This window comes from Pseudomonas fluorescens group sp. PF-1 (assembly GCF_054481335.1).
On sequence record NZ_JBTMNG010000002.1, the window covers coordinates 335,604 to 361,407 of the forward strand.

Below are 25,804 nucleotides of genomic sequence, written 5' to 3' on the forward strand. Positions count from 1 at the left end.
GGAAGCGACACCGCTTGCCGCGCCCATTCCAGGCGCCGCCCACATCGGAAATCCCATGCAACTCAAGAACCCCATCCTCGGTCTGTGCCAACAGTCCACCTTCATGCTCAGCGCCGCCAAAGTCGACCAATGTCCGGATGACGAAGGCTTTGAAGTGGCCTTCGCCGGTCGTTCCAACGCCGGCAAGTCCAGTGCGCTTAACACCCTGACTCACGCGAGCCTGGCGCGAACCTCGAAAACGCCGGGTCGCACACAGTTGTTGAACTTCTTCAAGCTAGACGATGAACGCCGTCTGGTCGACCTGCCAGGCTACGGATACGCAAAAGTACCCATTCCGCTCAAGCAGCACTGGCAGCGTCACCTGGAAGCGTACCTGGGCAGCCGCGAAAGCCTGAAGGGTCTGATTTTGATGATGGATATCCGTCATCCAATGACCGACTTCGACCTGCTGATGCTCGATTGGGCCGTCGCCAGCGGCATGCCCATGCATATCCTGCTGACCAAAGCGGACAAGCTCACCTACGGTGCCGCCAAGAACACGCTGCTCAAAGTGCAGTCGGAAATCCGCAAGGGTTGGGGCGATGCCGTGACCATTCAGCTTTTTTCGGCGCCAAAACGCATGGGCCTGGAAGACGCCTACACTGTACTGGCGGACTGGATGGAGCTGGCGGACAAGGGTGCCGAAGCGGCCGAGTAAAAGCTGCAGGCAAAAAAAACCCCGGACTTCTATGGGGAGGGGGAAGGTCCGGGGTTCAAGTTCTAGACCGCTAGGGCGGGGTCCAGATATCTGCCAACACTTAACACAACATAGGAGCATCGAAGGGCTTCACCAGCCATTCAGTAACTCTGAGTGGTGTTTTGGCGGATTAGTTCAGATTTTTTTCGAATGCCTTTGGAATAACCCTAAGCGCCTTCCGGAATAATCATCCTTCGCTTGCTCCGCTGCGGCACTACGCCGCAGCAGGAGAGTAGTGTCTCGTCAAAAGGCTCAGTGGGCCTCATCCCAGTTGTTGCCCACGCCCACTTCCACCAGCAACGGAACGTCCAGCTTCGCCGCGCCGCTCATGTGCAGGCGAATTTCCTCGCTGACCTGATCGACCAGGTCTTCACGCACCTCAAGCACCAGTTCATCGTGCACCTGCAGGATGACTTTGGCATCGAGGCCGGATGTGGCCAGCCAGTTATCCACAGCGACCATGGCTTTCTTGATGATGTCCGCCGCCGTGCCTTGCATCGGTGCGTTGATCGCCGTGCGTTCAGCGGCGGCGCGTTCCTGCGGCTTGTTGGAGTTGATCTCCGGCAGGTACAGCCGCCGCCCGAAGAACGTCTCTACATAGCCTTGATCCGCTGCCTGTGCGCGGGTGCGGTCCATGTATTGGCGAACGCCGGGGTAACGGGCGAAGTAAGTGTCGATGTAGGCCTTGGCGGTCTTGGTGTCCACGCCAATGTCCTTGCCGAGCTTTTGTGCGCCCATGCCGTAGATCAGGCCGAAGTTGATCGCCTTGGCGCTGCGGCGCTGGTCGGAAGTGACGTCGGCCAGTTCGACCTTGAACACTTCGGCGGCGGTCGCGGTGTGCACGTCCAGATTGTGACGGAAGGCGTTCATCAAGCCTTCATCGCGGGACAGGTGAGCCATGATCCGCAACTCGATCTGCGAGTAGTCCGCCGCCAGCAACTTGTAACCGGCCGGGGCCACGAAAGCCTGGCGGATGCGACGTCCCTCAGCGGTGCGCACCGGAATGTTCTGCAGGTTCGGATCGCTGGAGGACAGGCGTCCAGTGGACGCCACCGCCTGATGGTAAGACGTATGGATGCGCCCGGTACGCGGGTTTATTTGCTCCGGCAGGCGGTCGGTGTAGGTGCTTTTCAGCTTGCTCATGGAACGGTATTCCATGAGCACTTTGGGCAGGCGATAGTCGTCCTCGGCCAGTTTGGCCAGTACTTCCTCGGCCGTGGATGGCTGGCCCTTGGCGGTTTTCTTCAGCACCGGCAGACCGAGTTTCTCGTAGAGGATGGTCCCCAGCTGCTTGGGCGAACCGAGGTTGAACTCTTCGCCGGCGATCTCAAAGGCTTCGCGCTCCAGCGCTACCATCTTGTCGCCCAGTTCGATGCTTTGTACGCCCAGCAGGGCCGCATCGACAAAAGCCCCTTGGCGTTCGATGCGTGCCAGCACCGGCACCAACGGGATTTCGATGTCGGTCAGCACGCTGGCCAGGCTCGGGATAGCGGTGAGTTTCTCGAACAGCGCCTGGTGCAGGCGCAACGTGATGTCGGCGTCCTCGGCAGCGTAAGGCCCGGCCTGCTCGAGGGCAATCTGGTCGAACGTCAGCTGCTTGGCACCTTTACCGGCGATGTCCTGGAAACTCACGGTGGTGTGATCCAGGTACTTCAGCGCCAGGCTGTCCATGTCATGGCGGGTCGCCGTGGAGTTGAGCACGTAGGACTCAAGCATGGTGTCGAAGGCGACGCCGCGAACGGTGATGCCGTTGGCCTGATCACCACCGATGGCGCAGTTGGCCAGGATATTCATGTCGAACTTGGCGTGTTGGCCGACCTTGAGTTTGTTCGGGTCTTCCAGAATCGGCTTGAGGGCGCGCAGGACGGTGTCGCGGTCCAGTTGCTCGGGCACGCCGATGTAGGAGTGGGTCAGCGGGATGTAGGCCGCTTCGTTGGCCTGCACGGCGAATGACAGGCCCACCAGTTGTGCCTGTTGCGCATCGATGCCGGTGGTTTCGGTGTCGAAGGCGAACAGTTTGGCGTTGTGCAGTTTCTCCAGCCAGACGTCGAACCGTGCTTGATCAAGAATGGTTTCGTACCGGGTTTCAGAGGTGACCGCTGGCGCTTCGGCGTTGGCGGCGCTGAACAGATCGGCGAGCGGCTCTGGCTCGGCGGCAGCGCTCAGTTCGATACGCTTGGCGTCGCGTTGCAGATCGTTCAACCAGCTCTTGAATTCCAGCAGGCTGTAGAGCTCGTAAAGTTTTTCCGGGTCTTCGTCACCCATTTTCAGGTCGTCGAGGCCGATATCCAGCGGCACGTCGACCTTGATGGTCGCCAGTTGATAGGACAGGAATGCCATTTCCTTGTGCTCTTCGAGCTTGGCCGGCAGGGTCTTGGCGCCCCGGATCGGCAGGGTCGGTACGATATCGAGCTGCGCGTAGAGCTCGGTCAACCCGCCATTGACCCCGACCAGCAGGCCGGAAGCGGTCTTCGGACCGATGCCCGGAACTCCCGGAATGTTGTCGGAAGAATCGCCCATGAGCGCCAGATAATCGATGATCTGCTCGGGAGCGACGCCGAATTTCTCCTTCACGCCCTCCACGTCCATGCTGCTACCGGTCATGGTGTTGACCAAGGTAATGTGGCCGTCGACCAGTTGCGCCATGTCCTTGTCGCCGGTGGAGATGATCACCGGACGGTTGGCGGCTGCGCTGCTGCGGGCCAGCGTGCCAATCACGTCATCGGCTTCGACGCCATCAACGCACAGGAGCGGGAAGCCCAGAGCGATCACGCTCTGGTGCAGCGGCTCGATCTGCACGCGCATGTCGTCGGGCATGCTCGGACGGTTGGCCTTGTATTCGGCGTACAGGTCATCGCGAAATGTCCCACCCTTGGCATCGAACACCACGGCGAACGGACTGTCCGGGTATTGCTTGCGCAGGCTCTTGAGCATGTTCAGTACGCCCTTGACCGCACCGGTCGGTAGGCCTTTGGACGTGGTCAGTGGCGGCAGCGCGTGAAAGGCGCGGTACAGGTAAGAAGAACCGTCCACCAGGACGAGGGGAGCTTGGCTCATGAGCAGGATCAACCTTTTCGGCGGGTCCGGCGCTAGAATAGCGGGACCGTTGACGACAAAGGGACAAGGTTATCATGTGCACACTCAATCGCCTGTTGCTGGCTGGCTTGTTTGCGATCGCTCCATTAGCCGCCATGGCGGCGGACAATGCGCCTTCCGCAGATCCGGAAGTAACCATTCGCACGGAGGGCGATAAAACCATTCAGGAATATCGGCAGAATGGTTTTTTGTATGCCATCAAGGTCACGCCGAAAATAGGTAAACCGTACTTTCTTGTGCGTGCCGATGGCACCGATGCAAACTACATCCGCTCGGATCAGCCGGATATGCTGATTCCGGCGTGGAAGATCTTTGAGTGGAAATAGTTTCTTAATTTCAATCGGCGCTGGCCTACTGGCGGCGCCCGTACTGGCAGTTTAAACATGTCTGTGTTCACTCCCCTGGCTCGGCCCGAGCTGGAAGCTTTTCTCGCCCCTTATGGCCTCGGCCGCCTGCTTGATTTCCAGGGGATTGCCGCCGGTAGCGAAAACACCAATTTCTTCATCAGCCTGGAGCAGGGCGAATTCGTCCTGACCCTGGTCGAGCGTGGTCCAGTTCAGGAGATGCCGTTCTTCATCGAACTGCTCGACGTGCTTCACGAAGCCGATCTGCCGGTGCCTTACGCCTTGCGCACCACCGACGGTGTTGCCCTGCGCGAACTGGCCGGCAAGCCAGCGCTGTTGCAACCGCGCCTGGCCGGTAAGCACATCAAGCAAGCCAATGCGCAACATTGCGCGCAAGTCGGCGAGCTGCTCGGTCACCTGCACCTGGCGACCCAAGCCAACATGATCAAGCGCAAAACCGATCGCGGCCTCGACTGGATGCAGGAAGAGGGCGCGCAGTTTCTGTCGCACCTGAATGCCGAGCAGAAAAACCTGCTGCAACGGGCTCTGGAAGAAATCACTCAGCAAAAAGAGAAAATTCTGGCGCTGCCGCGAGCGAACATCCATGCCGATCTGTTCCGCGACAACGCGATGTTCGAAGGTACGCACCTGACCGGGCTGATCGACTTCTACAACGCCTGTTCGGGGCCGATGCTCTACGACGTGGCGATTGCCTTGAATGACTGGTGTTCAGACGAAGAGGGATTGATCGATGGGCCACGCGCCCGGGCGTTGTTGGGGGCCTATGCGGCCCTTCGGCCATTCACTGCTGCCGAAGCCGAGCTATGGCCGACCATGCTGCGTGTGGCTTGCGTGCGCTTCTGGCTGTCACGCCTGATCGCAGCGGAGTCGTTCGCCGGGCAGGACGTGTTGATTCATGATCCGATGGAGTTCCAACTGCGGTTGGCGCAGCGGCAGAAGGTCAATACGCCGCTACCTTTCGCTCTTTGATGGGTAGTGAGGGGGTAAGCCCCCTCACCACTGATTTCGCGTCACCTATAGCGACTCCAGGCAGCCTGCCAGGTCATTGCCCAGTTTTTCCATTACCTGCTCATACCCCTGGGCAGTCGCGGGCGTGTATCCGCCCAGCGCATCCAGTTCCGCCAGTTTCACCGGCAGCCCGGCCACCAGGGTTTCCGCCAGGCGCGGACGCAGCGGCGGTTCGCTGAACACGCAGGTCTTGCCCACTTCCTGCAGCCGCGCGCGCATCGCCGCGACATGCTGGGCGCCGGGCTGCACTTCGGCTGCAACACTGAAAACGCCGGTGTGCTTGAGCCCATACGCGTCCTCGAAGTAATCGAAGGCTTCGTGGAACACGAAGTAAGGTTTGCCTTCAATGCCGGCCAGACGTTTCTTCAGGCGCAGATCCAGCGCATCGAGACGTTCATCGAACGCCTTGAGATTACTTTGATAGCGCGCAGCGTTGGCGGGATCGGCGGCACTGAGGTCAGCCGCCATTTTCGCCGCGATGACACGGGCGTTGGTTGGCGATAGCCACAAATGTGCGTCCAGGCTGCCGGGGCGGTGATCATGATCATGTTCGTCGGCATCTTCGGCATGCGAGTGGCTATCTTCGGCGAAACGGCGCAGCTTCATCCCCGGCAGATCCTGAACGGCGACGCTCGGCAGCGTACGACCGTTCAGCACGCGTGGCAGGAAACCTTCCATGTCCGGACCTATCCAGTACAGCAGATCCACCGATTGCACTTTTCGTACGTCGGAAGGGCGCAAGGCATAGTTATGCGGTGAGGCTCCCGGCGGCAGCAGTACTTCCGGAATCGCCACGCCGTCCTGCACCGCAGTGGCAATCAATTGCAGCGGCTTGATGCTGGTGAGGACTTTTACTTCGGCGTGGGCCGAACCGATCAGCAGAAAACTGGCGATAAATGCGACAAAAACAGAAAAAAGTCGGGACACGATGACCACTCGAAGAGGCGAGAACGGGTAACATAATAACGTCTCTCACCATACGCGTCGCCGCTCATGCCTAAAACACCGATTGCCAGCCGTCCCCACGACCACTCTCATTGCGTTCACAGCGCTTTGTCCGAGGCCGATGCGCTGTGCGCGCGCCAGGGCCTGCGCTTGACCGCCTTGCGCCGGCGAGTGCTGGAACTGGTGTGGCAAAGCCACAAACCGCTGGGCGCGTACGACATTCTCGCGGTGCTGAGTGAGCAGGACGGCCGCCGCGCCGCGCCACCGACCGTGTACCGGGCGCTGGATTTTCTATTGGAGAACGGCCTGGTTCACCGGATCTCCTCGCTCAACGCCTTCATCGGCTGCAATCACCCGGAGCACGCGCATCAGGGCCAGTTCCTGATTTGCCGCGCCTGTCACGCGGCGATCGAGCTCGAACAGAAGTCCATCAGCGACGCGATCATCGCCAGCGCCCAGGATGTCGGGTTCGTCGTCGAAGGCCAGACCGTCGAAGTGATTGGTCTTTGCTCAGGTTGTCAGGGGGCTTGATGAGCAACGCGCTGATCCGCCTCGAGCAGGTTGCCGTCACGTTTGCCGGGCAAAGTGTGCTGGATAACATCGAGTTGAGCGTCGAACCGGGCCAGATCGTCACATTGATCGGCCCCAATGGCGCAGGCAAGACGACGTTGGTGCGCGCTGTGCTCGGTCTGTTGAAACCGGACAGTGGCAGCGTCTGGCGCAAGCCGAAACTGCGCATCGGTTACATGCCGCAAAAACTTCACGTCGATCCGACACTGCCGCTCTCGGTTCTGCGCTTCTTGCGTCTGGTGCCGGGCGTGGACCGCGCGATGGCCCTGGCGGCCCTCAAGGAAGTCGGTGCCGGGCAGGTGATCGACAGCCCGGTGCAAAGTGTTTCCGGCGGTGAAATGCAGCGTGTCTTGTTGGCAAGGGCCTTGTTGCGCGAGCCGGAACTGCTGGTGCTCGACGAACCGGTGCAAGGTGTCGATGTGGCCGGTCAGGCCGAACTCTACAGTTTGATTACCCGATTGCGTGACCGCCACGGTTGCGGGGTGTTGATGGTGTCGCACGACCTGCACCTGGTGATGAGCACCACTGACCAGGTGGTTTGCCTCAATCGCCACGTTTGCTGTTCCGGTCACCCTGAGCAAGTCAGCGGCGATCCGGCCTTCGTCGAGCTGTTCGGAAAAAACGCACAAAGCCTGGCGATTTATCACCACCATCACGACCACGCCCACGATCTGCATGGCTCGGTGGTCAAGGCGCCCGGATCGGGCCATACCCATGTCCATGGAGATAGCTGCAAGCATGGCTGATTTTCTGCTCTACGCCCTGCTTGCAGGTCTGGCCCTGGCGGTAGTCGCGGGGCCTCTGGGTTCCTTCGTAGTCTGGCGGCGCATGGCTTATTTTGGCGACACCTTGTCCCACGCGGCCCTGCTGGGCGTGGCGTTGGGGTTTTTGCTGGATGTCAGTCCGACCGTTGCGGTGACCGTGGGCTGCTTGCTGTTGGCGGTGTTGCTGGTGACTTTGCAACAGCGTCAGCCGCTGGCGTCTGACACGCTTTTGGGAATTCTTGCACCCAGCACGCTCTCTCTGGGCCTGGTGGTACTAAGCTTCATGCACGAAGTGCGGATCGACCTGATGGCGTATTTGTTCGGCGACCTGCTGGCGATCAGCCCGACCGATCTGGCCTGGATCCTGGGTGGTAGCGCGGCCGTTCTGGCGCTGCTGGTAGCCTTGTGGCGGCCGTTGTTGGCCATTACCGTGCACGAGGAGCTGGCCAGGGTCGAGGGCTTGCCCGTAGCCGGATTACGCATGGCGCTGATGCTGTTGATCGCCGTGGTGATTGCCGTGGCGATGAAAATCGTCGGTGTGTTGTTGATCACCTCGTTGCTGATCATCCCGGCGGCTGCGGCACAGCGTCACGCCCGCTCACCGGAGCAGATGGCACTGGGTGCGAGCCTGCTGGGCATACTCGCCGTGTGTGGCGGATTGGCGTTGTCCTGGTTCAAGGACACCCCGGCCGGCCCGTCAATTGTGGTGGCGGCCGCCGCGCTGTTTCTGCTGAGTTTTGTTCTGCCCCGTCGAGGGGTGTAGACTTGCTCGTTTTTTGCGCAAATAGAGAGTCGCAGGAATGAAGTCGTTCGCCTCCCGTTATCTGCTCCTTGTCGCATTTTCCGTGCTGCTGGGCGCTTGCCAAAGCACGCCACCGGCGGCCACCGAAGCCCCCGATGCGCGGGCCGCCGCCATTGCACAGCTTGAGCAAAGTCTGGCCAGCAGCGAACTGGCCACGGCGGAAGATCAACTGGCTGCCTTGCAGGCCGAATCGCCCAACGATCAATCCCTTGAGCAATATCAGCGTCAACTGGCTGAAGCCTATTTGATGCGCAGTCAGATCGTGTTGCAAAAAGGTGATGTAAACGCCGCAGCCACTGCTCTGAGTCGCGCTCGAGCGCTGATGCCCAAGGCCCCAGCGCTGACCGGTGGGGTCAATGGCGCCATCGCCCAGGCGCGCAAGGCTGAACTGGAAAAGGCCGAAGCTGCTCTCAAGGCGGCCGAAGCCCAGCCAAAAGCCAAGGTCATAGACCCCACGGCTGAAAGCACCACGGTTGCGCTGAATATCAACGATATGGGCAAATTACGTCGACAACTGGACGCTATCGCCGCCGATGTGGTGAATTTTCAGTGTGATGTGAGCATTCAGGCTCCGCGTACTGATGATTACCCCTGGTTGGCGAATTTGCTGAGCAAGCGGGTGAAGAAACTCGATCCGGAGTTCGACCTGAAGCTGGAGCGGCAGATCCTGCGCAGCGTTCCGGCGCAAATGGTGCTCAGCCCTCGCAAAAAACCTTAAAAGCATCGCGAGCAGGCTCGCTCCCACGTTTGATTTGTGTTCATTGCAAATCAACGGTAGGAGCGAGCTTGCTCTCGATGACGGCCTTTCTATCGCTAAAAATCTTCAGGCCGGAACAGCCTTGGCCTTCGGCTCCCTGTCCCAAACCCGATGCTGCCCGATGGCCGCAAAAAACGGCTTGATCAGCTTGGCATCCACGCCGACGATCAACCCCGCGTCGGCTTCCAGTTTCAACACATCCAGTAACTGCTTCGCCTCGCCCTGCAGCGCAATCGCCTTCAAGTGTTTGTAAGCCTCCAACAGGTAATGCAGGGCTACGCCGTCCGCGCTCAAGGCCTTGATCGACGCTGCACCGCCGGGCACGAACACGGCGTCGAACGCTACGGAAGGCAAACCTTCCATGGATGCATCCACTGGCAATGCCTTGCCATCGGCGGTCGTCACGGGGGCGGAAGTCGGGCCAAGCAGTTTGGCGTGCGCACCTTCCGCTTCCAGCGCTTTCTTCATGGCATCAATGGCCGCACCATCGACACCGTTGGCTGCAAGGATGGCGACTTTTCGCGTCTTGATATGGCCCGGTAGCAGATTGGCCTGGCTCAGGGCAGGCGAACGCTCCAGAGAAATTTTCGGCACAGCGACCGTTCCGGCCTTCGGTGCCGGCAAGCCGAGGTTCTGCGCCACACGCTTGGCCAGTTCCAGGTCGATGTTGGCGAGGATTTCGTTCACTTGCCGTGCGCGGATGAACTCCCGTTCAACCTTGCCCAGCTCGAAGCTGTACGCCGAGATGATGTGCTCCTGCTCATGCTGGCTCATGCTGTGGAAAAACAGCCGTGCCTGGGAGAAGTGGTCGCTGAACGACTTGCTGCGCTGACGAATCTTGTTGGCGTCGATGCGTTCGGCATACGTCTCGAAACCGCCGTCCTGCGCGGCGGGTGGTGTTTCTTTCGGCCAGCCGCCGTCGATTGAGTTTGGTTCGTAGGATGCGCGGCCCTTATCAATCGTGGTGCGGTGTAGCGCATCCCGCTGGCCGTTGTGGAACGGCGTGACCGGACGGTTGATGGGAATCTCGTGAAAGTTCGGTCCGCCGAGTCGGCTGATCTGCGTATCGGTGTAGGAAAACAGCCGTCCTTGCAGCAGCGGATCGTTGGAGAAATCGATTCCCGGCACAATGTGGCCCGGACAGAAAGCGACCTGCTCGGTTTCGGCAAAGAAGTTATCGGGGTTGCGATTGAGCACCATTTTGCCCAGCGGTGTGATGGGTACCAGCTCTTCCGGAATCAGTTTGGTGGGGTCGAGGATATCGAAGTCAAAAGCGTGTTCGTTTTCCTCTTCGATCACCTGTACGCCGAGCTCCCATTCCGGGTAGTCCCCCATCTCGATGGATTCCCAGAGGTCGCGACGGTGGTAGTCGGTGTCCTTGCCCGCCAGTTTCTGCGCTTCATCCCACACCAGCGAACAAGTCCCGGCCGTAGGACGCCAGTGGAATTTGACGAAGCGTGATTTTCCTTCGGCATTGATCAGGCGAAAAGTGTGAACGCCGAACCCCTGCATGCTGCGCAGGCTTTTCGGGATCGCCCGGTCGGACATGGCCCAGATCACCATGTGCGCCGATTCCGGTTGCAACGAGACAAAGTCCCAGAACGTATCGTGGGCCGAGCCGCCGGTGGGTATCTCATTGTGAGGTTCGGGTTTCACCGCGTGCACGAAGTCAGGAAACTTGATGGCGTCCTGAATGAAAAACACCGGCATGTTGTTGCCCACCAGATCGAAGTTGCCTTCGTCGGTGAAAAACTTCACCGCGAAGCCTCGTACATCCCGGACCGTGTCGCCCGATCCACGAGGGCCTTGCACGGTGGAAAAACGAACGAATACCGGCGTTTTTTGGCTTGGGTCCTGCAGGAAACCCGCCTTGGTCAGCACGCTATGGTTTTCGTAGGACTGAAAGTAGCCATGGGCACCCGTGCCCCTAGCGTGAACGATGCGCTCGGGAATACGTTCATGGTCAAAGTGCGTGATTTTTTCACGCATGATGAAGTCTTCCAGCAGCGAAGGCCCGCGGGCCCCGGCCTTCAGGGTGTTTTGATTATCCGCCACCTTCACGCCCTGATTGGTGCGCAAGGCCTGATCGGTGGCGTCGGAGCGGAATTTTTCCAGGCTATCGAGTTTGGCGTTGGTATTGCTGCGGTCCAGGGTATCGGTCCCGGCCAGTGCGCTCTTGGGGGCGGCAGGCTTCTTGGTACTCATCAGGCATAACTCCTCGGGCTATTTTCGAGTGGCCTTAGTAGTGACTGATGACGTTTTTGACCGTTCCTTTTATCTGACCTTTGATCGCGTTATTGCCAAATGGCTGGTTGAATGCGAAATAAATGCTAAGAACCTCTATACGGACAGGCTAAAATGCGCGCCCGGCTAACCGCTGATCCTTTTCTAACGCGCCCCACAAGGTTCGCTACGTGATCGAGTTTCAAAACGTCCATAAAACCTACCGCGTCGCCGGTAAGGAAATTCCCGCCCTGCACCCGACCAGTCTGACGATTGAGAACGGTCAGGTCTTTGGCCTGATCGGCCATTCCGGTGCGGGAAAAAGTACCCTGCTGCGCCTGATCAATCGCCTGGAAAACTCCAGTGGCGGCAAGATCATCGTCGACGGCGAAGAAGTCACGGCGCTCGACGCCAACGGTTTGCGCCGTTTCCGTCAACAGGTCGGGATGATCTTCCAGCATTTCAATTTGCTGGCGTCCAAGACCGTTGCCGACAACGTCGCGCTGCCACTGACCCTGGCCGGTGAGCTGTCGCGTGCTGACATTGATCGGCGTGTGGCCGAATTGCTGGCCCGGGTCGGTTTGTCCGACCACGCCAAAAAGTACCCGGCGCAATTGTCTGGCGGTCAAAAGCAGCGTGTCGGCATTGCCCGCGCCCTGGCGACCAAGCCGAAAATCCTGCTGTGCGACGAAGCCACCAGTGCCCTGGACCCACAGACCACGGCCTCGGTTCTGCAATTGCTGGCCGAAATCAATCGCGAGCTGAAGCTGACCATTGTGCTGATTACCCATGAGATGGATGTGATCCGTCGCGTCTGTGACCAGGTGGCGGTGATGGACGCTGGCGTGATCGTCGAGCAAGGCTCGGTGGCCGAGGTGTTCCTGCATCCGAAGCACCCGACCACCAAGCGCTTCGTGCAAGAAGACGAGCAAATCGACGAAGGCGAACAGCGCGATGATTTCGCTCACGTACCGGGGCGCATCCTGCGTCTGACCTTCCAGGGCGAAGCGACCTACGCGCCGCTGCTGGGTACCGTCGCGCGGGAAACGGGGGTGGACTACAGCATCCTCGCCGGTCGTATCGATCGCATCAAAGACATTCCCTACGGGCAACTGACCCTGGCCGTGACCGGTGGTGACATGGAGGCGGCCTTCGCCCGCTTCAGCGCCGCCGACGTCCACATGGAGGTGCTGCGTTAATGGAAGCCCTGACAAGTTTCTTCGCCAATATCGACTGGTTCGAAATCTGGCTGGCCACCGGTGACACCTTGCTGATGCTCGGTGGTTCGCTGTTGTTCACCGTATTGTTGGGTCTGCCGCTGGGTGTGTTGTTGTTCCTCTGCAGCCCGCGTCAGTTGCTGGAAGCCAAAGGCATCTACGCGATGTTGTCGCTGGTGGTGAACATCCTGCGCTCGCTGCCGTTCATCATTTTGCTGATCGTGATGATCCCGTTCACCGTGTTGATCACCGGTACCTCCCTGGGTGTCGCCGGTGCGATTCCGCCACTGGTGGTGGGCGCCACGCCGTTCTTCGCGCGACTGGTGGAAACCGCGTTGCGTGAAGTGGATCGCGGCATCATCGAAGCGACCCAATCCATGGGCGCGACGACGCGGCAGATCATCACCAATGCGTTGCTGCCTGAAGCCCGTCCGGGCATCTTCGCGGCGATTACGGTGACAGCGATTACACTGGTGTCCTACACGGCGATGGCGGGTGTGGTCGGTGCGGGTGGGCTGGGTGACCTGGCGATTCGTTTCGGTTACCAGCGTTTTCAAACTGATGTAATGGTGGTCACCGTGATTTTACTGCTGGTACTGGTTCAGGTACTGCAAACCGTCGGCGACAAACTGGTTGTCCACTTTTCCCGTAAATGATCAATGAACTGGCCATTGGCTGGCAGGCGCTGGTTTCAGGCGTCGCCAGCGAGTACCCACAAGGAGTTAGCTGAATGAAAAAACTACTCGTCGCCTTCGCTGCCGTTGCAGCTTTTTCCGCTCACGCTGCCGACACCCTGACGGTTGCGGCGACCCCGGTTCCACACGCGGAAATCCTCGAATTCGTTAAACCGGCCCTGGCCAAAGAAGGCGTGGACCTGAAGGTCAAGGTCTTCACCGACTACATCCAGCCGAACGTGCAGGTCGCGGAAAAACGCCTGGATGCCAACTTCTTCCAGCACCAGCCGTACCTCGATGAATTCAACAAGGCCAAGGGCACTAACCTGGTTTCGGTAGCCGGTGTACACCTGGAGCCGCTGGGCGCCTACTCCAGCAAGCATAAAAAACTGGAAGATCTGCCGGGCGGCGCAAACGTGGTGATCCCGAACGACGCCACCAACGGCGGTCGCGCCTTGCTGCTGCTGGCGAAGGCTGGCCTGATCAAGTTGAAGGATTCGAACAACATCCTGTCGACCGTCAAGGACATCACCGAGAACACCAAGGACCTGAAAATCCGTGAACTGGAAGCCGCGACCATCCCGCGCGTGCTGACCCAGGTCGACCTGGCCCTGATCAACACCAACTACGCCCTGGAAGCCAAACTCGATCCGGCCAAGGATGCACTGGTCATCGAAGGCAGCGACTCGCCTTACGTGAACATCCTCGTGGCCCGTCCGGACGACAAGGACAGCGATGCGATGAAGAAACTGGTTGCTGCGCTGCACAGCCCGGAAGTGAAAGCGTTCATTCTCGAGAAGTACAAAGGCGCGGTAGTGCCGGCGTTCTGATCTGAAGTGTTAACAAAAAATGGGGCGCATTGAATGCGCCCCATTTTTTATGCCTGAAAAACGGACTCTGTGGGAGCAAGCTCGCTCCTACAGGTTCCGTGGTGTTCTCACTGACGCTTCAACATCACCGGCAATTGCGCCACCAGTTTCTGGTTGTTCAACGGCGCCCGGATAAAACCGCGCTGTGTCCCGTCCGGTCCGATCACCGCCAGGTTGCCGCTGTGGTCGACGGTGTAGTTCGGTTTGCTGGTGTCCGCCGGAATGAACGGGATGCTCACGGCATTGGCGACTTTTTGCAGTTCTTCGACCGATGCCGGGGCCAGGCCGATGAACTGTGGATCGAAGTAGCCCAGGTACTGCTTGAGCTGCTTGGGCGTGTCGCGATTCGGGTCGACGCTGACCAGTATGATCTGCAACTTGTCCACCGCCTCGGGCGGCAGTTCGCTTTTGATCTGGCGCAGTTGGGCGAGGGTGGTCGGGCAGATGTCCGGGCAGAAGGTGTAGCCGAAGAACAGCAGGCTCCATTTGCCTTTCAACTCGTTGATCGTGACCGGTTGGCCGTCCTGATTGGTCATCGTCACGCTCGGCAGACTGCGGCTTTGCGGCAGCAGGATGATTCCCGCATCGATCAGCGCCGTCGGGTCGCCCTGGCCTTTGCCCGACAGCACTTTGTTGATGGTCAGGCCCAGGACCAGCGCGATCAGGGCGACGAGGATGAAGACGGTTTTCTGGGTTCGAGTCATAGATTCAACAATAAGTAGTGGTCAACGAGCAGGGCGATGAACAGCAGAAACAAGTAGTAAATAGAGTACTTGAAGGTGTTGATCGCCGCGTGCGGCCGAGTGCCACGGTACAGCACCACCGCCCATTGCAGAAATCGGGCGCCCAGTCCGATGGCGCAAATCAGGTAGAGCAGGCCACTCATGTGAATCACATACGGCATCAGGCTGACGGCCAGCAGCGCGCCGGTATAAAGCAGGATATGCACCTTGGTGTAATGCTCGCCATGGGTCACCGGCAGCATCGGAATATCAGCCTTGGCGTATTCCTCTTTGCGGTGAATGGCCAGGGCCCAGAAGTGTGGCGGGGTCCAGGCGAAGATGATCAGGACCAGCAACAGCGGTTCGGCGCTGACATGACCGGTGGCGGCGGTCCAGCCGAGCAAGGGCGGAGCGGCACCGGCCAGCCCGCCGATGACAATGTTCTGCGGCGTCGCGCGCTTGAGGAAACCGGTGTACACCACGGCATAGCCGAGCAGGGAGGCGAGGGTCAGCCAGGCCGTCAGCGCATTGGTGAAGGCCAGCAGCAAGGCCTGGCCGAGCACCGCCAGCACCAGGGCAAAGGTCAGCGCGGCGGCCGGTGTCACCCGGCCTTCAGCCAGTGGCCGTTTGTGCGTGCGGGCCATCACCGCATCGATGCGCCGGTCCACCACATGGTTGACCGCTGCCGCACCGCCCGCGCACAGGGCGATTCCCAGATTGCCGAACAGCAACACGGTCCATGGCACACCGGCGCGGGTCGCGAGGAACATCCCCACCAGTGAGGTGATGAGCATCAGCACCACCACTTTCGGTTTGGTCAGCTCCAGGTAGTCACGCCAGATCGCCTGACTGGGACGTTCGCCGATCAGAATCGCCATGGCATCTCTCCTTTTATTGTTATGGGCCCGGCTGTTTGTTTACGCGGACTGAAGCGCCAGCGAGCCGGTTGCTTGACCCGAATCAGGCTGGTGCGGGCGTGATAATTGACCAACACCATGGTCAGCAGCAGCGCAGCGCCCCCGGCGTTGTGCGCGACGGCCACTGGCAGGGGCAGATGAAACAGCACGTTGCTGATACCGAGGGTGATTTGTGCGGCGAGAGCGATCAGTACCAGGCCCGCCAGGCGCGTCATGCCGACCGCCTTCAGTTGCCACGCCAGACCCAGTAGCACGAGGGTCACCAGCAACGCGCCGATGCGGTGCGTCAGGTGAATCGCGGTGCGGGCATCGCTGTCCAGTTGCCCGCCGAGGTAATTCGGGCCGATGTGTTGGGTCAGGTGAAAACCGTTGGCGAAGTCCGCCGGGGGCAGCCATTGACCGTGGCAGGTCGGGAAGTCGATGCAGGCCACGGCGGCGTAGTTGGAACTGACCCAGCCGCCGAGGGCAATTTGCAGGATCACCAGCAGCAACCCGGCCGTCGCCCAGTGTTGCAAGCGTCGTGGCACGGTCAGCGCCGGCAGTACGCCGGACAGGCGCAAGGTCAGCAGAAACAACAGGCTCAGCGTGGCAAAACCGCCCAGCAAATGTCCGGTGACGACTTGCGGCCAGAGCTTGAGCGTCACCGTCCACATGCCGAACGCCGCTTGGCCGAACACCACCGCCAGCAGGAACAACGGCAGCTTCAGCGGTTGTCCCGGATGCCGGCGATTGATCCAGGCGCGTCCGGCCAGTACCGAGATCAGCATGCCGAGGGTGCCGGCAAAGTAGCGATGGATCATCTCGTTCCAGCCCTTGTGGGCCTCGACTGGAGCGTCAGGGAAATGCAATTCGGCATGGGCCAGCTGGGCTTCGCTTTTCGGCACACTGATAAAGCCGTAGCAGCCGGGCCAGTCCGGGCAGCCGAGGCCGGCGTGGGTCAGGCGGGTATAGGCGCCGAGCAACACCACAATCAGCGCCAGCAAGGTGGCAAACAGCGCGAGGCGAAATCCAGGTTTGGCCATGACGATGCCCTTATCCGATGTTCGACAGTTTCAGCAGGTGGCGCAGGTCGTTGAGCAAGTCCTTGCCCTTGACCGACGGGTCGTAGCGCAGCACCAGATTGCCGTGTGGATCGATGATCCACAGTTGCGGCGTGGTCTTGTCGCCGTTCGAATGACTGAAAGTGCTCAAATCCAGCGGATAGCGCTGCAGCTGCGGATATTCCCGAGTCAGTTTGGCGTCGTACTCGGACGTCAACGGTTGGGCGGCCGCGAGTGCATGGCTGGCGCGAGAGGCATCGCGACCGAGGCCGATCTGGATTTGCCGTGCCAGATACACCAACTGCTGGCAGTCCAATGCGCAATCCTTCGGCGCGGTGACCAGCATCTGCCAGCGGTCCTCCTGCGCCTGCACGCCGATGTCGGCGCGAGTCTGGCCGTTGCCGATCAGTTCGCCGTGATAACTGCGGCCCTCCGGCACCCAGAACTGCAGTTTGTACATGCCGGTGGCGAGGATCATCGGACCGATCACCCCGAGCAGGATCAACAGCAACTGCAAGCGACCCTTGCGCCGACTCGCCGGCGTTTTCGCCTCAGACATGCTGGGTGGATTCATGGCCGCTCCCATGGTGTTTCTCCTTTGCGTTGTGCCAGCCGAGGTAGAGATAAAGGCCGAACAGGGCGATCGCCATGGCGAACCACTGCACGGCGTAAGCGATGTGTTTTTCCGGGCCCATGGCGACCACCGGCCAGTCAGCCTGGTAGGACGCGGGGCCGCTTTCCTCGCGTAATTCGTAGGCGAACCCTTCGCGCTCGAGCGCTGACCAGAGTTTTGCCGGGTCAACCGCCGTGACCAGTTGAGGCCAGGTCGTTGAGTTGGGATCGGCATGGAGCTGGAAGGTCGCGCCGGGGGAGACGTAGACCCACGCGTCGAGACTCAAGGCCTCGGCAGGGGTGGTGAATTGAGGCGGTGTGCGCCGGTCCGGCCATGGCAGCCAGCCGCGGTTGACCAGCAGCCAGAGCCCTGTTGCCTGATCCTGAAACGGTTGCAGCAGCTCGACCCCGACTTTGCCGTCGCGCTGGCGGTTGTCCAGCAGCAGGCTGTGGGCGGCATCGAACTGGCCGTGCAGGCGCACGCGGCGAAAGGCCGGGTCTGCGGTGTGTTGCAGCTCGGTGCTGGCCATCGGCTCGGCGGCCCGGCGCTCGGTGTAGCTTTGCAGCAGCGCGCTTTTCTCGGCGCCCCGGCTCAATTGCCAGAACCCCAGGGACACCAGCAGCGGCAGCAACAGCGCCACCACCAGTGTCGGCACGATGCCCGGCCGGAAGCGCTTCATGGCGTCGCCAGAAAGTCGGTCATCGCGATAGCTATACTCAAGTGCATCGCTTGTCCCCCCGGAGTCTTACCCATGCTCAAAGCAGCCATCGTCCTGATGCTGATTGCCACGGTTGTCAGCCTGTTCAGCGGCCTGTTTTTTCTGGTCAAGGACGACAGCAGCTCGAACCGCCTCGTCATTGCCTTGAGTGTCCGTGTTGCACTGGCCGCCACCACCGTCGGCTTGATCGCCTGGGGCTTCTTCAGCGGCCAGTTGGTGTCCCACGTTCCGTGGTAGCTTCAAGCGCTTCCAACTTGAGGCTTGCAGCTTGCGGCTTATAGCTGCTCTTAAAGCACGTAGACGAAAACGAACAGTCCGATCCACACCACGTCCACGAAGTGCCAATACCAACTCGCCGCCTCGAAGCCGAACTGGTGATCGGCGTCGAAGTGCCCGCGCATGATCCGCATCAACATCACGAACAGGATGATGGTGCCGATGGTCACGTGGGCACCGTGGAAGCCGGTGAGCATGAAGAACGTGGCGCCATAGATGCCCGAGCCCAGGGTCAGGCCCAGTTCGTGGTAGGCGTGCATGTATTCTTCGGCCTGGAAGGTCAGGAACGCGCAACCGAGCAGCACGGTGATCGCCAGCCAGAGTTTCAGCGCGCCGCGATGGCCTTTCTTCAAGGCGTGGTGGGCGATCGTCACCGTCACGCTGGAGCTCACCAGCAACACGGTATTGAGCAGCGGCAGGCCCCAGGGGCTGATGACCTCCTTGGGCGGCGGGAAGAGTTTGGAGTCCGGATTGTTCAGCAGTGGCCAGGTGAACTGGAAGTTCGGCCACAGCATATGGGCGATGCCTTTGGCGCCTTCGCCACCCAGAGCCGGGCCGGAGACGTGGCGCACATAAAACAGCGCGCCGAAAAAGGCGATGAAGAACATCACTTCCGAGAAAATGAACCAGCTCATGCCCCAGCGGAACGAGCGATCCATCTGCGGGCTGTACAGACCGCCGCGACTTTCCTTGATCACCGCGCCGAACCAGCCGAACAACATGTAGGCCAACAGCAGGCCACCGACGAAAAAGATCAGCGGACCATGTGATTCCGGCCGCGCAGCTTTCAGGTCGTTGAACCAGGTGGCCAGGCCGAACACGGTGGTGAGCATGCCGAGCGTGGCAATGATCGGCCACTTGCTCTGGGCGGGAACGTAATAATGTTCATGAGTTGCCATTGATTGTTCTCCTTATCGGGCACGCTCAACCGCCAGTGTTCGCAACGACTACCGGTGGATGTCGGGCGGTGATATCGAACAGCGTGTAGGACAGCGTCAGGTGCTTCACATCCTTGGGCATGTCACGGTCAACGATGAAACGTACCGGCATCTCGATCCGTTGACCGGGCTGCAGCACTTGCTGGGTAAAGCAAAAACATTCGGTCTTGTGGAAATACGCCGCCGCAGTGCTGGGCGCGATGCTCGGGACGGCCTGGGCGCTCATCGGGCGGTCGGTGGGGTTATGCGCGATGAAGATCATCTCGTTCACCGCCCCCGGATGGGCCACCAGATCATCACCCTTGGGATAGAACTCCCACGGCATGTCGGCGTTGTTCATCGACAGAAACTGCACGCGAACCTGCCGCGAGGTGTCGACCGTTTGCTCGCCCTCATACTGCCCGGCGGTCTTGCCATTGATGCCGAATGCCTTGCACATCACGTCGTAGATAGGCACCAGGGCAAAGCCGAAGACAAACATCGCTACCACCACCAATAGCAGGCGGGTGACCAGTTTCTTCATCGAAATCGAGTCAGCCATGGTTCCAACCCGCAACCGGGCCCCCTGTAGGAGCGAGCCTGCTCGCGATGGTCGTCAACGATAACGCTGCAAGCCTGATGCTCCGCGGCGCTCTCAGGTTTTTCGCGAGCAGGCTCGCTCCTACAGGGGTTACGTTCATTTCACTTCCGGCGGCGTGGTGAAGGTGTGATACGGCGCCGGCGACGGGATGCTCCACTCCAGGCCTTCGGCCCCATCCCACGGTTTGGCCGGTGCCGGCGGGCCGCCGCGAATGGTCTTGATCACGATGAACAGGAAGAAGATCTGCGTGGCGCCGAACATGAACGCGCCGATCGACGACACCATGTTGAAGTCGGCGAATTGCAGGTTGTAGTCCGGAATCCGGCGCGGCATGCCGGCCAGCCCTACGAAGTGCATCGGGAAGAAGGCCATGTTCATGCCGATGAACGACAGCCAGAAATGCAGCTTGCCGAGGGTTTCGTCGTACATGTGGCCGGTCCATTTCGGCATCCAGTAGTAGGCCGAGGCGAAGATCCCGAAGATCGCCCCTGGCACCAGCACATAGTGGAAGTGCGCGACCACGAAGTAGGTGTCCTGGTACTGGAAGTCCGCCGGGGCGATGGCCAGCATCAACCCGGAAAAACCGCCGATGGTGAACAGGATCACGAACGCCACGGCAAACAGCATGGGTGTCTCGAAGGTCAGCGAGCCCTGCCACATGGTGCTGGCCCAGTTGAACACCTTCACGCCCGTCGGCACCGCGATCAACAGCGTGGCGTACATGAAGAACAGCTCGCCCACCAGCGGAATGCCGACTACGAACATGTGGTGCGCCCAGACGATGAACGACAGGAACGCGATGCTCGCCGTGGCGTAGACCATCGAGGTGTAGCCGAACAGCGGCTTGCGCGAGAAGGTCGGGATGATCGAACTGACGGCGCCGAAGGCCGGCAGAATCATGATGTACACCTCGGGGTGGCCGAAGAACCAGAACACGTGCTGGAACAGTACCGGGTCACCGCCACCGGCGGCGCTGAAGAAGCTGGTGCCGAAATGGATGTCCATCAGCATCATCGTCACGCACCCGGCCAGTACCGGCATCACCGCAATCAGCAGAAACGCGGTGATCAGCCAGGTCCAGACGAACAGCGGCATTTTCATCAACGTCATGCCGGGGGCGCGCAGGTTGAGGATGGTGGCGATCACGTTGATCGCGCCCATGATCGAACTGATCCCCATCAAGTGGATGGCGAAGATGAAGAACGTCACGCTTTCCGGTGCATAGGTCGTTGACAGCGGGGCGTAGAAGGTCCAGCCGAAGTTCGGTCCGCCACCGGGGGTGAACAGGGTCGAGACCAGCAGGATGAACGCCGCCGGCAGCAGCCAGAAGCTGAAGTTGTTCATCCGTGGCAGGGCCATGTCCGGTGCGCCGATCATCAGCGGGATCATCCAGTTGGCGAGGCCGACAAACGCCGGCATCACCGCACCGAACACCATCACCAGACCGTGCATGGTGGTCATCTGGTTGAAGAACGCCGGTTCGACGATTTGCAGGCCTGGCTGGAACAATTCGGCGCGAATCACCATCGCGAACGAACCACCCAACAGAAACATGGTGAAGGCAAACCACAGGTACAGCGTGCCGATGTCCTTGTGGTTGGTGGTCAGCACCCAGCGCATCAGGCCTTTGGCGGGGCCGTGGGCGTGGTCGGCATGACCGTGGTCATCGATAACGGCGCTCATGGCCTGTCTCCTGTCAACAGATGGGCTGGGCAGGCCGGGGCACTGTGCCCCGACCGGTTCCTTACATGCGCAATAGACCGGGTCATTTGCTTTCCGCCTGTTTCAGCTCCAGCACTTCTTTAGGAGTGACCATGTCGCCCTTGTTGTTGCCCCAGGCGTTACGTTCGTAGGTCACGACCGCCGCGATATCGACTTCCGAGAGCTGCTTGCCGAACGCCGCCATGGCGGTGCCTGGCTTGCCGTGGAAGACCAGGCTCAGGTGAGCCTCTTTCGGTCCGGTGGCGATTTTCGAGCCCTTGAGCGCCGGGAACATGGGCGGCAGTCCCTGGCCTTCGGCCTGGTGACAGGCTACGCACGTGGTGTGATAGATCTTGTCGCCGCGCTCCTTGAGCTCGTCGAGGGTCCATTCCTTGCTGGTCAGTTCTTTAAGCTGAGCGGCTTCGGCTTTGCGGTCGGCCAGCCACTTGTCGTAATCGGCCTTTTCCTTGACCTCGACCACGATCGGCATGAAGCCGTGATCCTTGCCGCACAGCTCGGCGCACTGGCCACGGTAGATGCCGGGTTTGTCGACGCGGGTCCAGGCTTCGTTGACGAACCCCGGGATCGCATCGCGCTTGACCGCAAAGGCCGGCACCCACCAGGAGTGGATCACGTCGGCGGATGTCACCAGGAAGCGCACCTTGGCGCCAATCGGCAGCACCAACGGCTTGTCGACCTCAAGCAGGTAATGCTCGCCCTTGGCTTCCTTGTTGTGGATCTGGTTGGCGGGGGTGGCCAGGTTGCTGAAAAACTCGACGTCCTGGCCCAGGTATTTGTAATGCCACTTCCACTGATAACCGGTGATCTGGATATCGATATCCGGCTCACTGGGGTCGTACATCTTGATCAGGGTCGCCGTCGCGGGAACCGCCATGGCCACCAGAATGATGAAGGGCACGATGGTCCAGAGGATTTCGACGGTGGTGCTTTCATGGAATTTTGCGGCCACCTGCCCGGTCGAGCGGCGGTGCAGAATCATCGACCAGAACATGGCGCCAAAGACGATGATGCCGATCACCACACAGATCCAGAAAATGGTCATGTGCAGGTCAAATACAGCGTGACTGATTTCAGTCGCTCCAGGCGCCATATTCACAGTCCAGGCGGCTTGCGCCTGGCTGAAAATCGACCACAACAGGAGGCCCATCCAGACATGTGGATGTCGCATCATTGCGGGTTCCCCTTATCGTTCTTGTTATCCCGCCGGCTTTCACCTGCGGCAAGGGAGCGGCTGCATCAGACTACGAACTTGAATCGCCGGGCCTTGCTGCATTTGCAGTCGGGCGTCATCAGCTAACTCCATTCAAGTCCGAGTATAGACAGCGACTCTCACCTCGCAATGCGAAGGCGTAAATGATCTGAAACAGCATTAACTTGCGTTGCAGGCCACGAAAGGAGAAGGATGCAGACGAGTGGTGGCAAATCGATATAACGCAGGTGTCTCAAGGATGAAATAATTATGACAAATGCGTCTTAGCATTTTTCGTAAGCCAGCTAAGTTATGTCTTCCCTATTTCATTGCCTTGTTTCCTGGAGTTTTCATGAACACCGCCGCATTGCGCGAGCAGATCCAAAAAGCCCAACAACACGAATCCGAAACCGGCCTGCTGACGCGTCAGCTGGAAAGCAAACTGCCTCGCTTGCATCCGGCGATCCAATTGCCGGAGGCGGATGCCAATGGGGTACTGACACGTTTTGTCGCCGCCTACATCGACGAAGTGCCCGATCTGCTGGACGCAGCCAATGAAGTCGCCAGGGAAGCGGGTATCGAGTCACAGATCAAACCGGTGCTGAAAATCGCCGAGCAGTATTTCCTCCAGCCACCGGCGATCATGGCCGGGCACGTCGGGCTCGACAGCCTGCTGGACGAGGCCTACCTGGCGCATCGGTTTGTCGAAGAGGTCAATGACCTGTACATCAAGCATTTTGGCCAGCCACTGATCCCCCTGGACATGACTGTCGCCAACCTGATTGCCCACCAATTGATCGGTGAGGAATTCGCCAACCAACTGGACGAGGCGGTGCATCACGCTTTCGACGAGATGCTCAACGAAGAGAGTTTCGCTCTGGAGTCGGTAGAGGCCTACCGCGAGAAGCTCAGCAGCCCGGACACCGGCGCCGCGTGGAAGCGTTGGCCGTGCATGTCCCGCCGCCTGGGCGTGGGCCTGGAGCTGGAAGCCTGATCCACCTCCGTCCACTGTAGGAGCGAGCCTGCTCGCGATGGTCGACAACGGTTACGCGGGCATCCTGACACCCCGCGGTATTCTTTTGCCCATCGCGAGCTCGCTCCTGCAGGGGTATTCAGCCCGATGCACCTATGCCGGTGTTGGTCCGTACCCGTCCCTCCAACCGGCGCTTCAATCCCCGGGACTCGATCAAGAACTTCGAGCCCTTCGCCACATTCGCCCGACCCCATTCCTCCAGTAGCTCCAGGCACGCATGATCGATGTAGCTCAGATTATTGAGCGGCACATGCACCGTCGCGTCGTCAGGAATGCTGGCGAGTATCCGGGTCAGCGCCGGCACTTTGAGAAAGGTGGCCGCGTCCACCAGCCGCAACTCCATTTCTTCCTCTTTGGGCAGGTCGATCAGGCTGACCTTCAAGCGTGAGGCTTTCCAGGCCAGTTTGGCCAGGGTCAAGCCAAAGCCGATCAGCACGCCGGCCAGACTTGCCACGGGAATGCTTTGCAGCACGCTCGACAGCAGCATCACGAACGCCAGCAGCCACAGTCCTTGGAAAATCGTCGAGTACCGTGTGGTGGCTCCGGCTTGCACATCGGCTGAGCTGTGAACGATCACGCGGGTCATCGGCAATGCGCCAAGCAGTCCGCAGAGCGTGTTGCCGATTCCTTGTGCCGACAGTTCGCGATCGAAATCCGAACGCTGACCACTGTGCATGCGGTCTACTGCGGCGGCGGACAACAGGGTTTCGGCGCTGGCGATAAAGGTCACGGCAAACGCGGCGATCGGCAGGGCGGGATCAGCCAGGTTATCCAGTTCCGAAGGCCTGGGCGCGGCATCGAGCATCACATGCACCTGTGACAGGACGATCAATACCCCGATGCCGGCGAGCGCTTTCCCAATACTCAGCAATAGGTCAATCGTCCTTAAATCAATGACATTTGGCGACCTGGCGGGCAAAAGGATTCGCAATCCAGGTTAAACCCTCCCCGTTGATCAAGCCCCAGGCGCCTGATGGTTTTGGAAAAGCGCTGTGCCAACAGGTCGGCAAAGGGACCTTCGCCGCGCATCCGTGCGCCAAAACGGCTGTCGTACAACTCACCACCACGGCTCTGGCGAATCAGGCTCAGGACATGAGCCGCCCGTTGCGGGTAATGAGCGCCCAGCCATTCCTCGAACAGCGGTGCAACCTCCAGCGGCAAGCGCAGCATCATATACGCCGCACTCTGTGCTCCGGCCGCATGGGCCTCGGTCAGCAGGCTTTCGAGTTCGCTGTCGTTGATCATGGGAATCATCGGTGAGCACAGCACTCCCACCGGAATTCCCGCCTCACGCATGACCCTGATCGCGCGAAGCCGGGCCTTGGGCGCCGCCGCTCGGGGTTCAAGGATGCGTTTGAGTTCGTCATCCAGGGTGGTCAGGCTGATCATCACCGCCACCAGTCTCTGCCGGGCGAGTTCGGCCAACAGGTCCAGATCGCGCAGGATCAACGAACCTTTTGTGATGATGGTCACCGGGTGGCGATAACGCAGCAGCACTTCCAGGGTTTGGCGGGTGATTTTGTGTTCGCGCTCGATCGGCTGATACGGGTCGGTGTTGGAGCCAAGATTGATCGGCGCGCATTGATAGCCACGCTTGGAGAGTTGTTCCTCCAGCACCTGAGCGGCGTTGGTCTTGGCGATCAGGCGCGTTTCGAAATCCAGTCCCGGGGACATGTCCCAATAGGCATGGCTCGGTCGTGCATAGCAATAAATGCAACCGTGCTCGCATCCGCGGTAAGGATTGATCGAACGATCAAAGGGCAGATCTGGCGAATTGTTGCGGGTGATGATGGTTTTCGCCGTCTCGATGCGCACCTCGGTGCCTTGCGTGATCGGCACTTCCTGATACCAGCCGTCGTCCTCGGCCACCGAACGATTGGGGGCGAAGCGATTGTGCGGGTTGGTCGCGGTGCCGCGGCCACGGGGGGGCAATGGCGTTTGCATGGGGGCATCCTGTTAGCTGTACGCACATACAGTATATCGCTGCGCCGTGGTCGACCAGTGCCGTTCGGCATTTTTCTGTTTTAATT

25 protein-coding genes and 1 pseudogene are annotated in these 25,804 nt (G+C 60.0%); 12 read left to right on the top strand and 14 right to left on the bottom strand.

Annotated elements, in window-relative coordinates:
- Positions 1-55 precede the first annotated feature (55 nt).
- Positions 56-697, top strand: coding sequence for a ribosome biogenesis GTP-binding protein YihA/YsxC (yihA, locus tag ACX3YD_RS16210; RefSeq protein WP_047535804.1), 642 nt, complete (start codon positions 56-58; stop codon positions 695-697).
- A 291-nt stretch (positions 698-988) separates the two neighbouring features.
- Here yihA and polA read toward each other — a convergent pair whose 3' ends face one another.
- On the bottom strand, positions 989-3,793 hold the full coding sequence (gene polA, locus ACX3YD_RS16215) for a DNA polymerase I (RefSeq protein ID WP_458960502.1): 2,805 nt from the start codon (positions 3,791-3,793) through the stop codon (positions 989-991).
- 74 nt (positions 3,794-3,867) lie between these two features.
- Between polA and ACX3YD_RS16220 the strand changes: the two genes are divergently transcribed.
- Both ACX3YD_RS16220 and ACX3YD_RS16225 read left to right on the top strand, forming a co-directional pair.
- Positions 3,868-4,158: a DUF2782 domain-containing protein gene (locus ACX3YD_RS16220; protein WP_103405368.1), complete on the top strand. Its 291-nt coding sequence runs from the start codon at positions 3,868-3,870 to the stop codon at positions 4,156-4,158.
- Positions 4,159-4,215: 57 nt separating this feature from the next.
- Complete coding sequence (locus ACX3YD_RS16225) at positions 4,216-5,166, top strand: homoserine kinase (protein WP_103405369.1); 951 nt, start codon at positions 4,216-4,218, stop codon at positions 5,164-5,166.
- A gap of 45 nt (positions 5,167-5,211) precedes the next feature.
- Here ACX3YD_RS16225 and ACX3YD_RS16230 read toward each other — a convergent pair whose 3' ends face one another.
- Positions 5,212-6,132, bottom strand: coding sequence for a zinc ABC transporter substrate-binding protein (locus ACX3YD_RS16230; protein ID WP_458960503.1), 921 nt, complete (start codon positions 6,130-6,132; stop codon positions 5,212-5,214).
- Between the two features lie 66 nt (positions 6,133-6,198).
- On the opposite strand from ACX3YD_RS16230, the gene zur reads away from it, so the two are divergent.
- From zur to ACX3YD_RS16250, 4 genes are read left to right on the top strand one after another with little or no spacing between them, the layout of a single operon-like run.
- Positions 6,199-6,681 carry a zinc uptake transcriptional repressor Zur gene (zur, locus tag ACX3YD_RS16235; protein ID WP_103405371.1) on the top strand — a complete coding sequence of 161 codons (483 nt, stop codon included), beginning with the start codon at positions 6,199-6,201 and terminating at the stop codon, positions 6,679-6,681.
- On the top strand, positions 6,681-7,466 hold the full coding sequence (znuC, locus tag ACX3YD_RS16240; protein ID WP_103405372.1) for a zinc ABC transporter ATP-binding protein ZnuC: 786 nt from the start codon (positions 6,681-6,683) through the stop codon (positions 7,464-7,466). The genes zur and znuC overlap by 1 nt, the downstream gene beginning before the upstream one ends.
- Positions 7,459-8,247: a zinc ABC transporter permease subunit ZnuB gene (gene znuB / locus ACX3YD_RS16245; RefSeq protein WP_090327107.1), complete on the top strand. Its 789-nt coding sequence runs from the start codon at positions 7,459-7,461 to the stop codon at positions 8,245-8,247. Before znuC ends, znuB begins: the two co-directional genes overlap by 8 nt.
- 37 nt (positions 8,248-8,284) lie before the next feature.
- Positions 8,285-9,004, top strand: coding sequence for a PA5502 family lipoprotein (locus ACX3YD_RS16250; protein ID WP_103405373.1), 720 nt, complete (start codon positions 8,285-8,287; stop codon positions 9,002-9,004).
- Between the two features lie 105 nt (positions 9,005-9,109).
- Here the strand turns inward: ACX3YD_RS16250 and katE are convergent, their stop codons facing one another.
- Positions 9,110-11,248, bottom strand: a complete 2,139-nt coding sequence (gene katE, locus ACX3YD_RS16255) for a catalase HPII (RefSeq protein ID WP_458960504.1) — start codon at positions 11,246-11,248, stop codon at positions 9,110-9,112.
- A 209-nt stretch (positions 11,249-11,457) separates the two neighbouring features.
- Here katE and ACX3YD_RS16260 point away from each other — a divergent pair, with 209 nt between their 5' ends.
- The 3 genes from ACX3YD_RS16260 (at position 11,458) to ACX3YD_RS16270 (ending at position 13,987) form a co-directional block, all read left to right on the top strand.
- On the top strand, positions 11,458-12,465 hold the full coding sequence (locus ACX3YD_RS16260; protein ID WP_458960505.1) for a methionine ABC transporter ATP-binding protein: 1,008 nt from the start codon (positions 11,458-11,460) through the stop codon (positions 12,463-12,465).
- Entirely contained in the window at positions 12,465-13,139 is a 675-nt protein-coding gene (locus ACX3YD_RS16265; RefSeq protein ID WP_047535826.1) for a methionine ABC transporter permease, read from the top strand. The genes ACX3YD_RS16260 and ACX3YD_RS16265 overlap by 1 nt, the downstream gene beginning before the upstream one ends.
- 74 nt (positions 13,140-13,213) lie before the next feature.
- Positions 13,214-13,987: a MetQ/NlpA family ABC transporter substrate-binding protein gene (locus tag ACX3YD_RS16270; RefSeq protein ID WP_047535829.1), complete on the top strand. Its 774-nt coding sequence runs from the start codon at positions 13,214-13,216 to the stop codon at positions 13,985-13,987.
- A 107-nt stretch (positions 13,988-14,094) separates the two neighbouring features.
- Here the strand turns inward: ACX3YD_RS16270 and ACX3YD_RS16275 are convergent, their stop codons facing one another.
- Genes ACX3YD_RS16275 through ACX3YD_RS16295 form a run of 5 tightly spaced genes read right to left on the bottom strand, consistent with a single transcriptional unit; the run spans position 14,095 to position 17,997 of the window.
- Complete coding sequence (locus ACX3YD_RS16275; protein ID WP_047535832.1) at positions 14,095-14,730, bottom strand: SCO family protein; 636 nt, start codon at positions 14,728-14,730, stop codon at positions 14,095-14,097.
- Positions 14,727-15,626: a heme o synthase gene (cyoE, locus tag ACX3YD_RS16280; protein ID WP_458960506.1), complete on the bottom strand. Its 900-nt coding sequence runs from the start codon at positions 15,624-15,626 to the stop codon at positions 14,727-14,729. The genes ACX3YD_RS16275 and cyoE overlap by 4 nt, the downstream gene beginning before the upstream one ends.
- Positions 15,614-16,687: a COX15/CtaA family protein gene (locus tag ACX3YD_RS16285; protein WP_103405377.1), complete on the bottom strand. Its 1,074-nt coding sequence runs from the start codon at positions 16,685-16,687 to the stop codon at positions 15,614-15,616. The genes cyoE and ACX3YD_RS16285 overlap by 13 nt, the downstream gene beginning before the upstream one ends.
- A 10-nt stretch (positions 16,688-16,697) precedes the next feature.
- Entirely contained in the window at positions 16,698-17,291 is a 594-nt protein-coding gene (locus ACX3YD_RS16290; protein WP_103405378.1) for a hypothetical protein, read from the bottom strand.
- On the bottom strand, positions 17,257-17,997 hold the full coding sequence (locus tag ACX3YD_RS16295) for an SURF1 family protein (protein ID WP_458960507.1): 741 nt from the start codon (positions 17,995-17,997) through the stop codon (positions 17,257-17,259). The genes ACX3YD_RS16290 and ACX3YD_RS16295 overlap by 35 nt, the downstream gene beginning before the upstream one ends.
- A 72-nt stretch (positions 17,998-18,069) precedes the next feature.
- Here ACX3YD_RS16295 and ACX3YD_RS16300 point away from each other — a divergent pair, with 72 nt between their 5' ends.
- Positions 18,070-18,273, top strand: a complete 204-nt coding sequence (locus ACX3YD_RS16300) for a twin transmembrane helix small protein (RefSeq protein WP_103405380.1) — start codon at positions 18,070-18,072, stop codon at positions 18,271-18,273.
- Positions 18,274-18,323: 50 nt separating this feature from the next.
- Here ACX3YD_RS16300 and ACX3YD_RS16305 read toward each other — a convergent pair whose 3' ends face one another.
- The 4 genes from ACX3YD_RS16305 to coxB form a co-directional block, all read right to left on the bottom strand.
- Positions 18,324-19,211: a cytochrome c oxidase subunit 3 gene (locus tag ACX3YD_RS16305; RefSeq protein ID WP_047535850.1), complete on the bottom strand. Its 888-nt coding sequence runs from the start codon at positions 19,209-19,211 to the stop codon at positions 18,324-18,326.
- 25 nt (positions 19,212-19,236) lie between these two features.
- Positions 19,237-19,791, bottom strand: coding sequence for a cytochrome c oxidase assembly protein (locus tag ACX3YD_RS16310; RefSeq protein WP_047535851.1), 555 nt, complete (start codon positions 19,789-19,791; stop codon positions 19,237-19,239).
- A gap of 135 nt (positions 19,792-19,926) precedes the next feature.
- Positions 19,927-21,513: a cytochrome c oxidase subunit I gene (ctaD, locus tag ACX3YD_RS16315; protein WP_047535857.1), complete on the bottom strand. Its 1,587-nt coding sequence runs from the start codon at positions 21,511-21,513 to the stop codon at positions 19,927-19,929.
- An 82-nt stretch (positions 21,514-21,595) separates the two neighbouring features.
- Positions 21,596-22,723: a cytochrome c oxidase subunit II gene (gene coxB, locus ACX3YD_RS16320; RefSeq protein ID WP_047535858.1), complete on the bottom strand. Its 1,128-nt coding sequence runs from the start codon at positions 22,721-22,723 to the stop codon at positions 21,596-21,598.
- Positions 22,724-23,093: 370 nt separating this feature from the next.
- Between coxB and ACX3YD_RS16325 the strand changes: the two genes are divergently transcribed.
- On the top strand, positions 23,094-23,735 hold the full coding sequence (locus ACX3YD_RS16325) for a hypothetical protein (protein WP_103405381.1): 642 nt from the start codon (positions 23,094-23,096) through the stop codon (positions 23,733-23,735).
- A 118-nt stretch (positions 23,736-23,853) separates the two neighbouring features.
- Here ACX3YD_RS16325 and ACX3YD_RS16330 read toward each other — a convergent pair.
- Together ACX3YD_RS16330 and ACX3YD_RS16335 are read right to left on the bottom strand one after the other, a co-directional pair.
- A pseudogene (locus ACX3YD_RS16330) lies at positions 23,854-24,645 on the bottom strand (solute carrier family 23 protein); the annotation flags it as partial.
- A 14-nt stretch (positions 24,646-24,659) separates the two neighbouring features.
- Positions 24,660-25,718, bottom strand: a complete 1,059-nt coding sequence (locus ACX3YD_RS16335) for a PA0069 family radical SAM protein (protein ID WP_103405382.1) — start codon at positions 25,716-25,718, stop codon at positions 24,660-24,662.
- Positions 25,719-25,804: the final 86 nt, after the last annotated feature.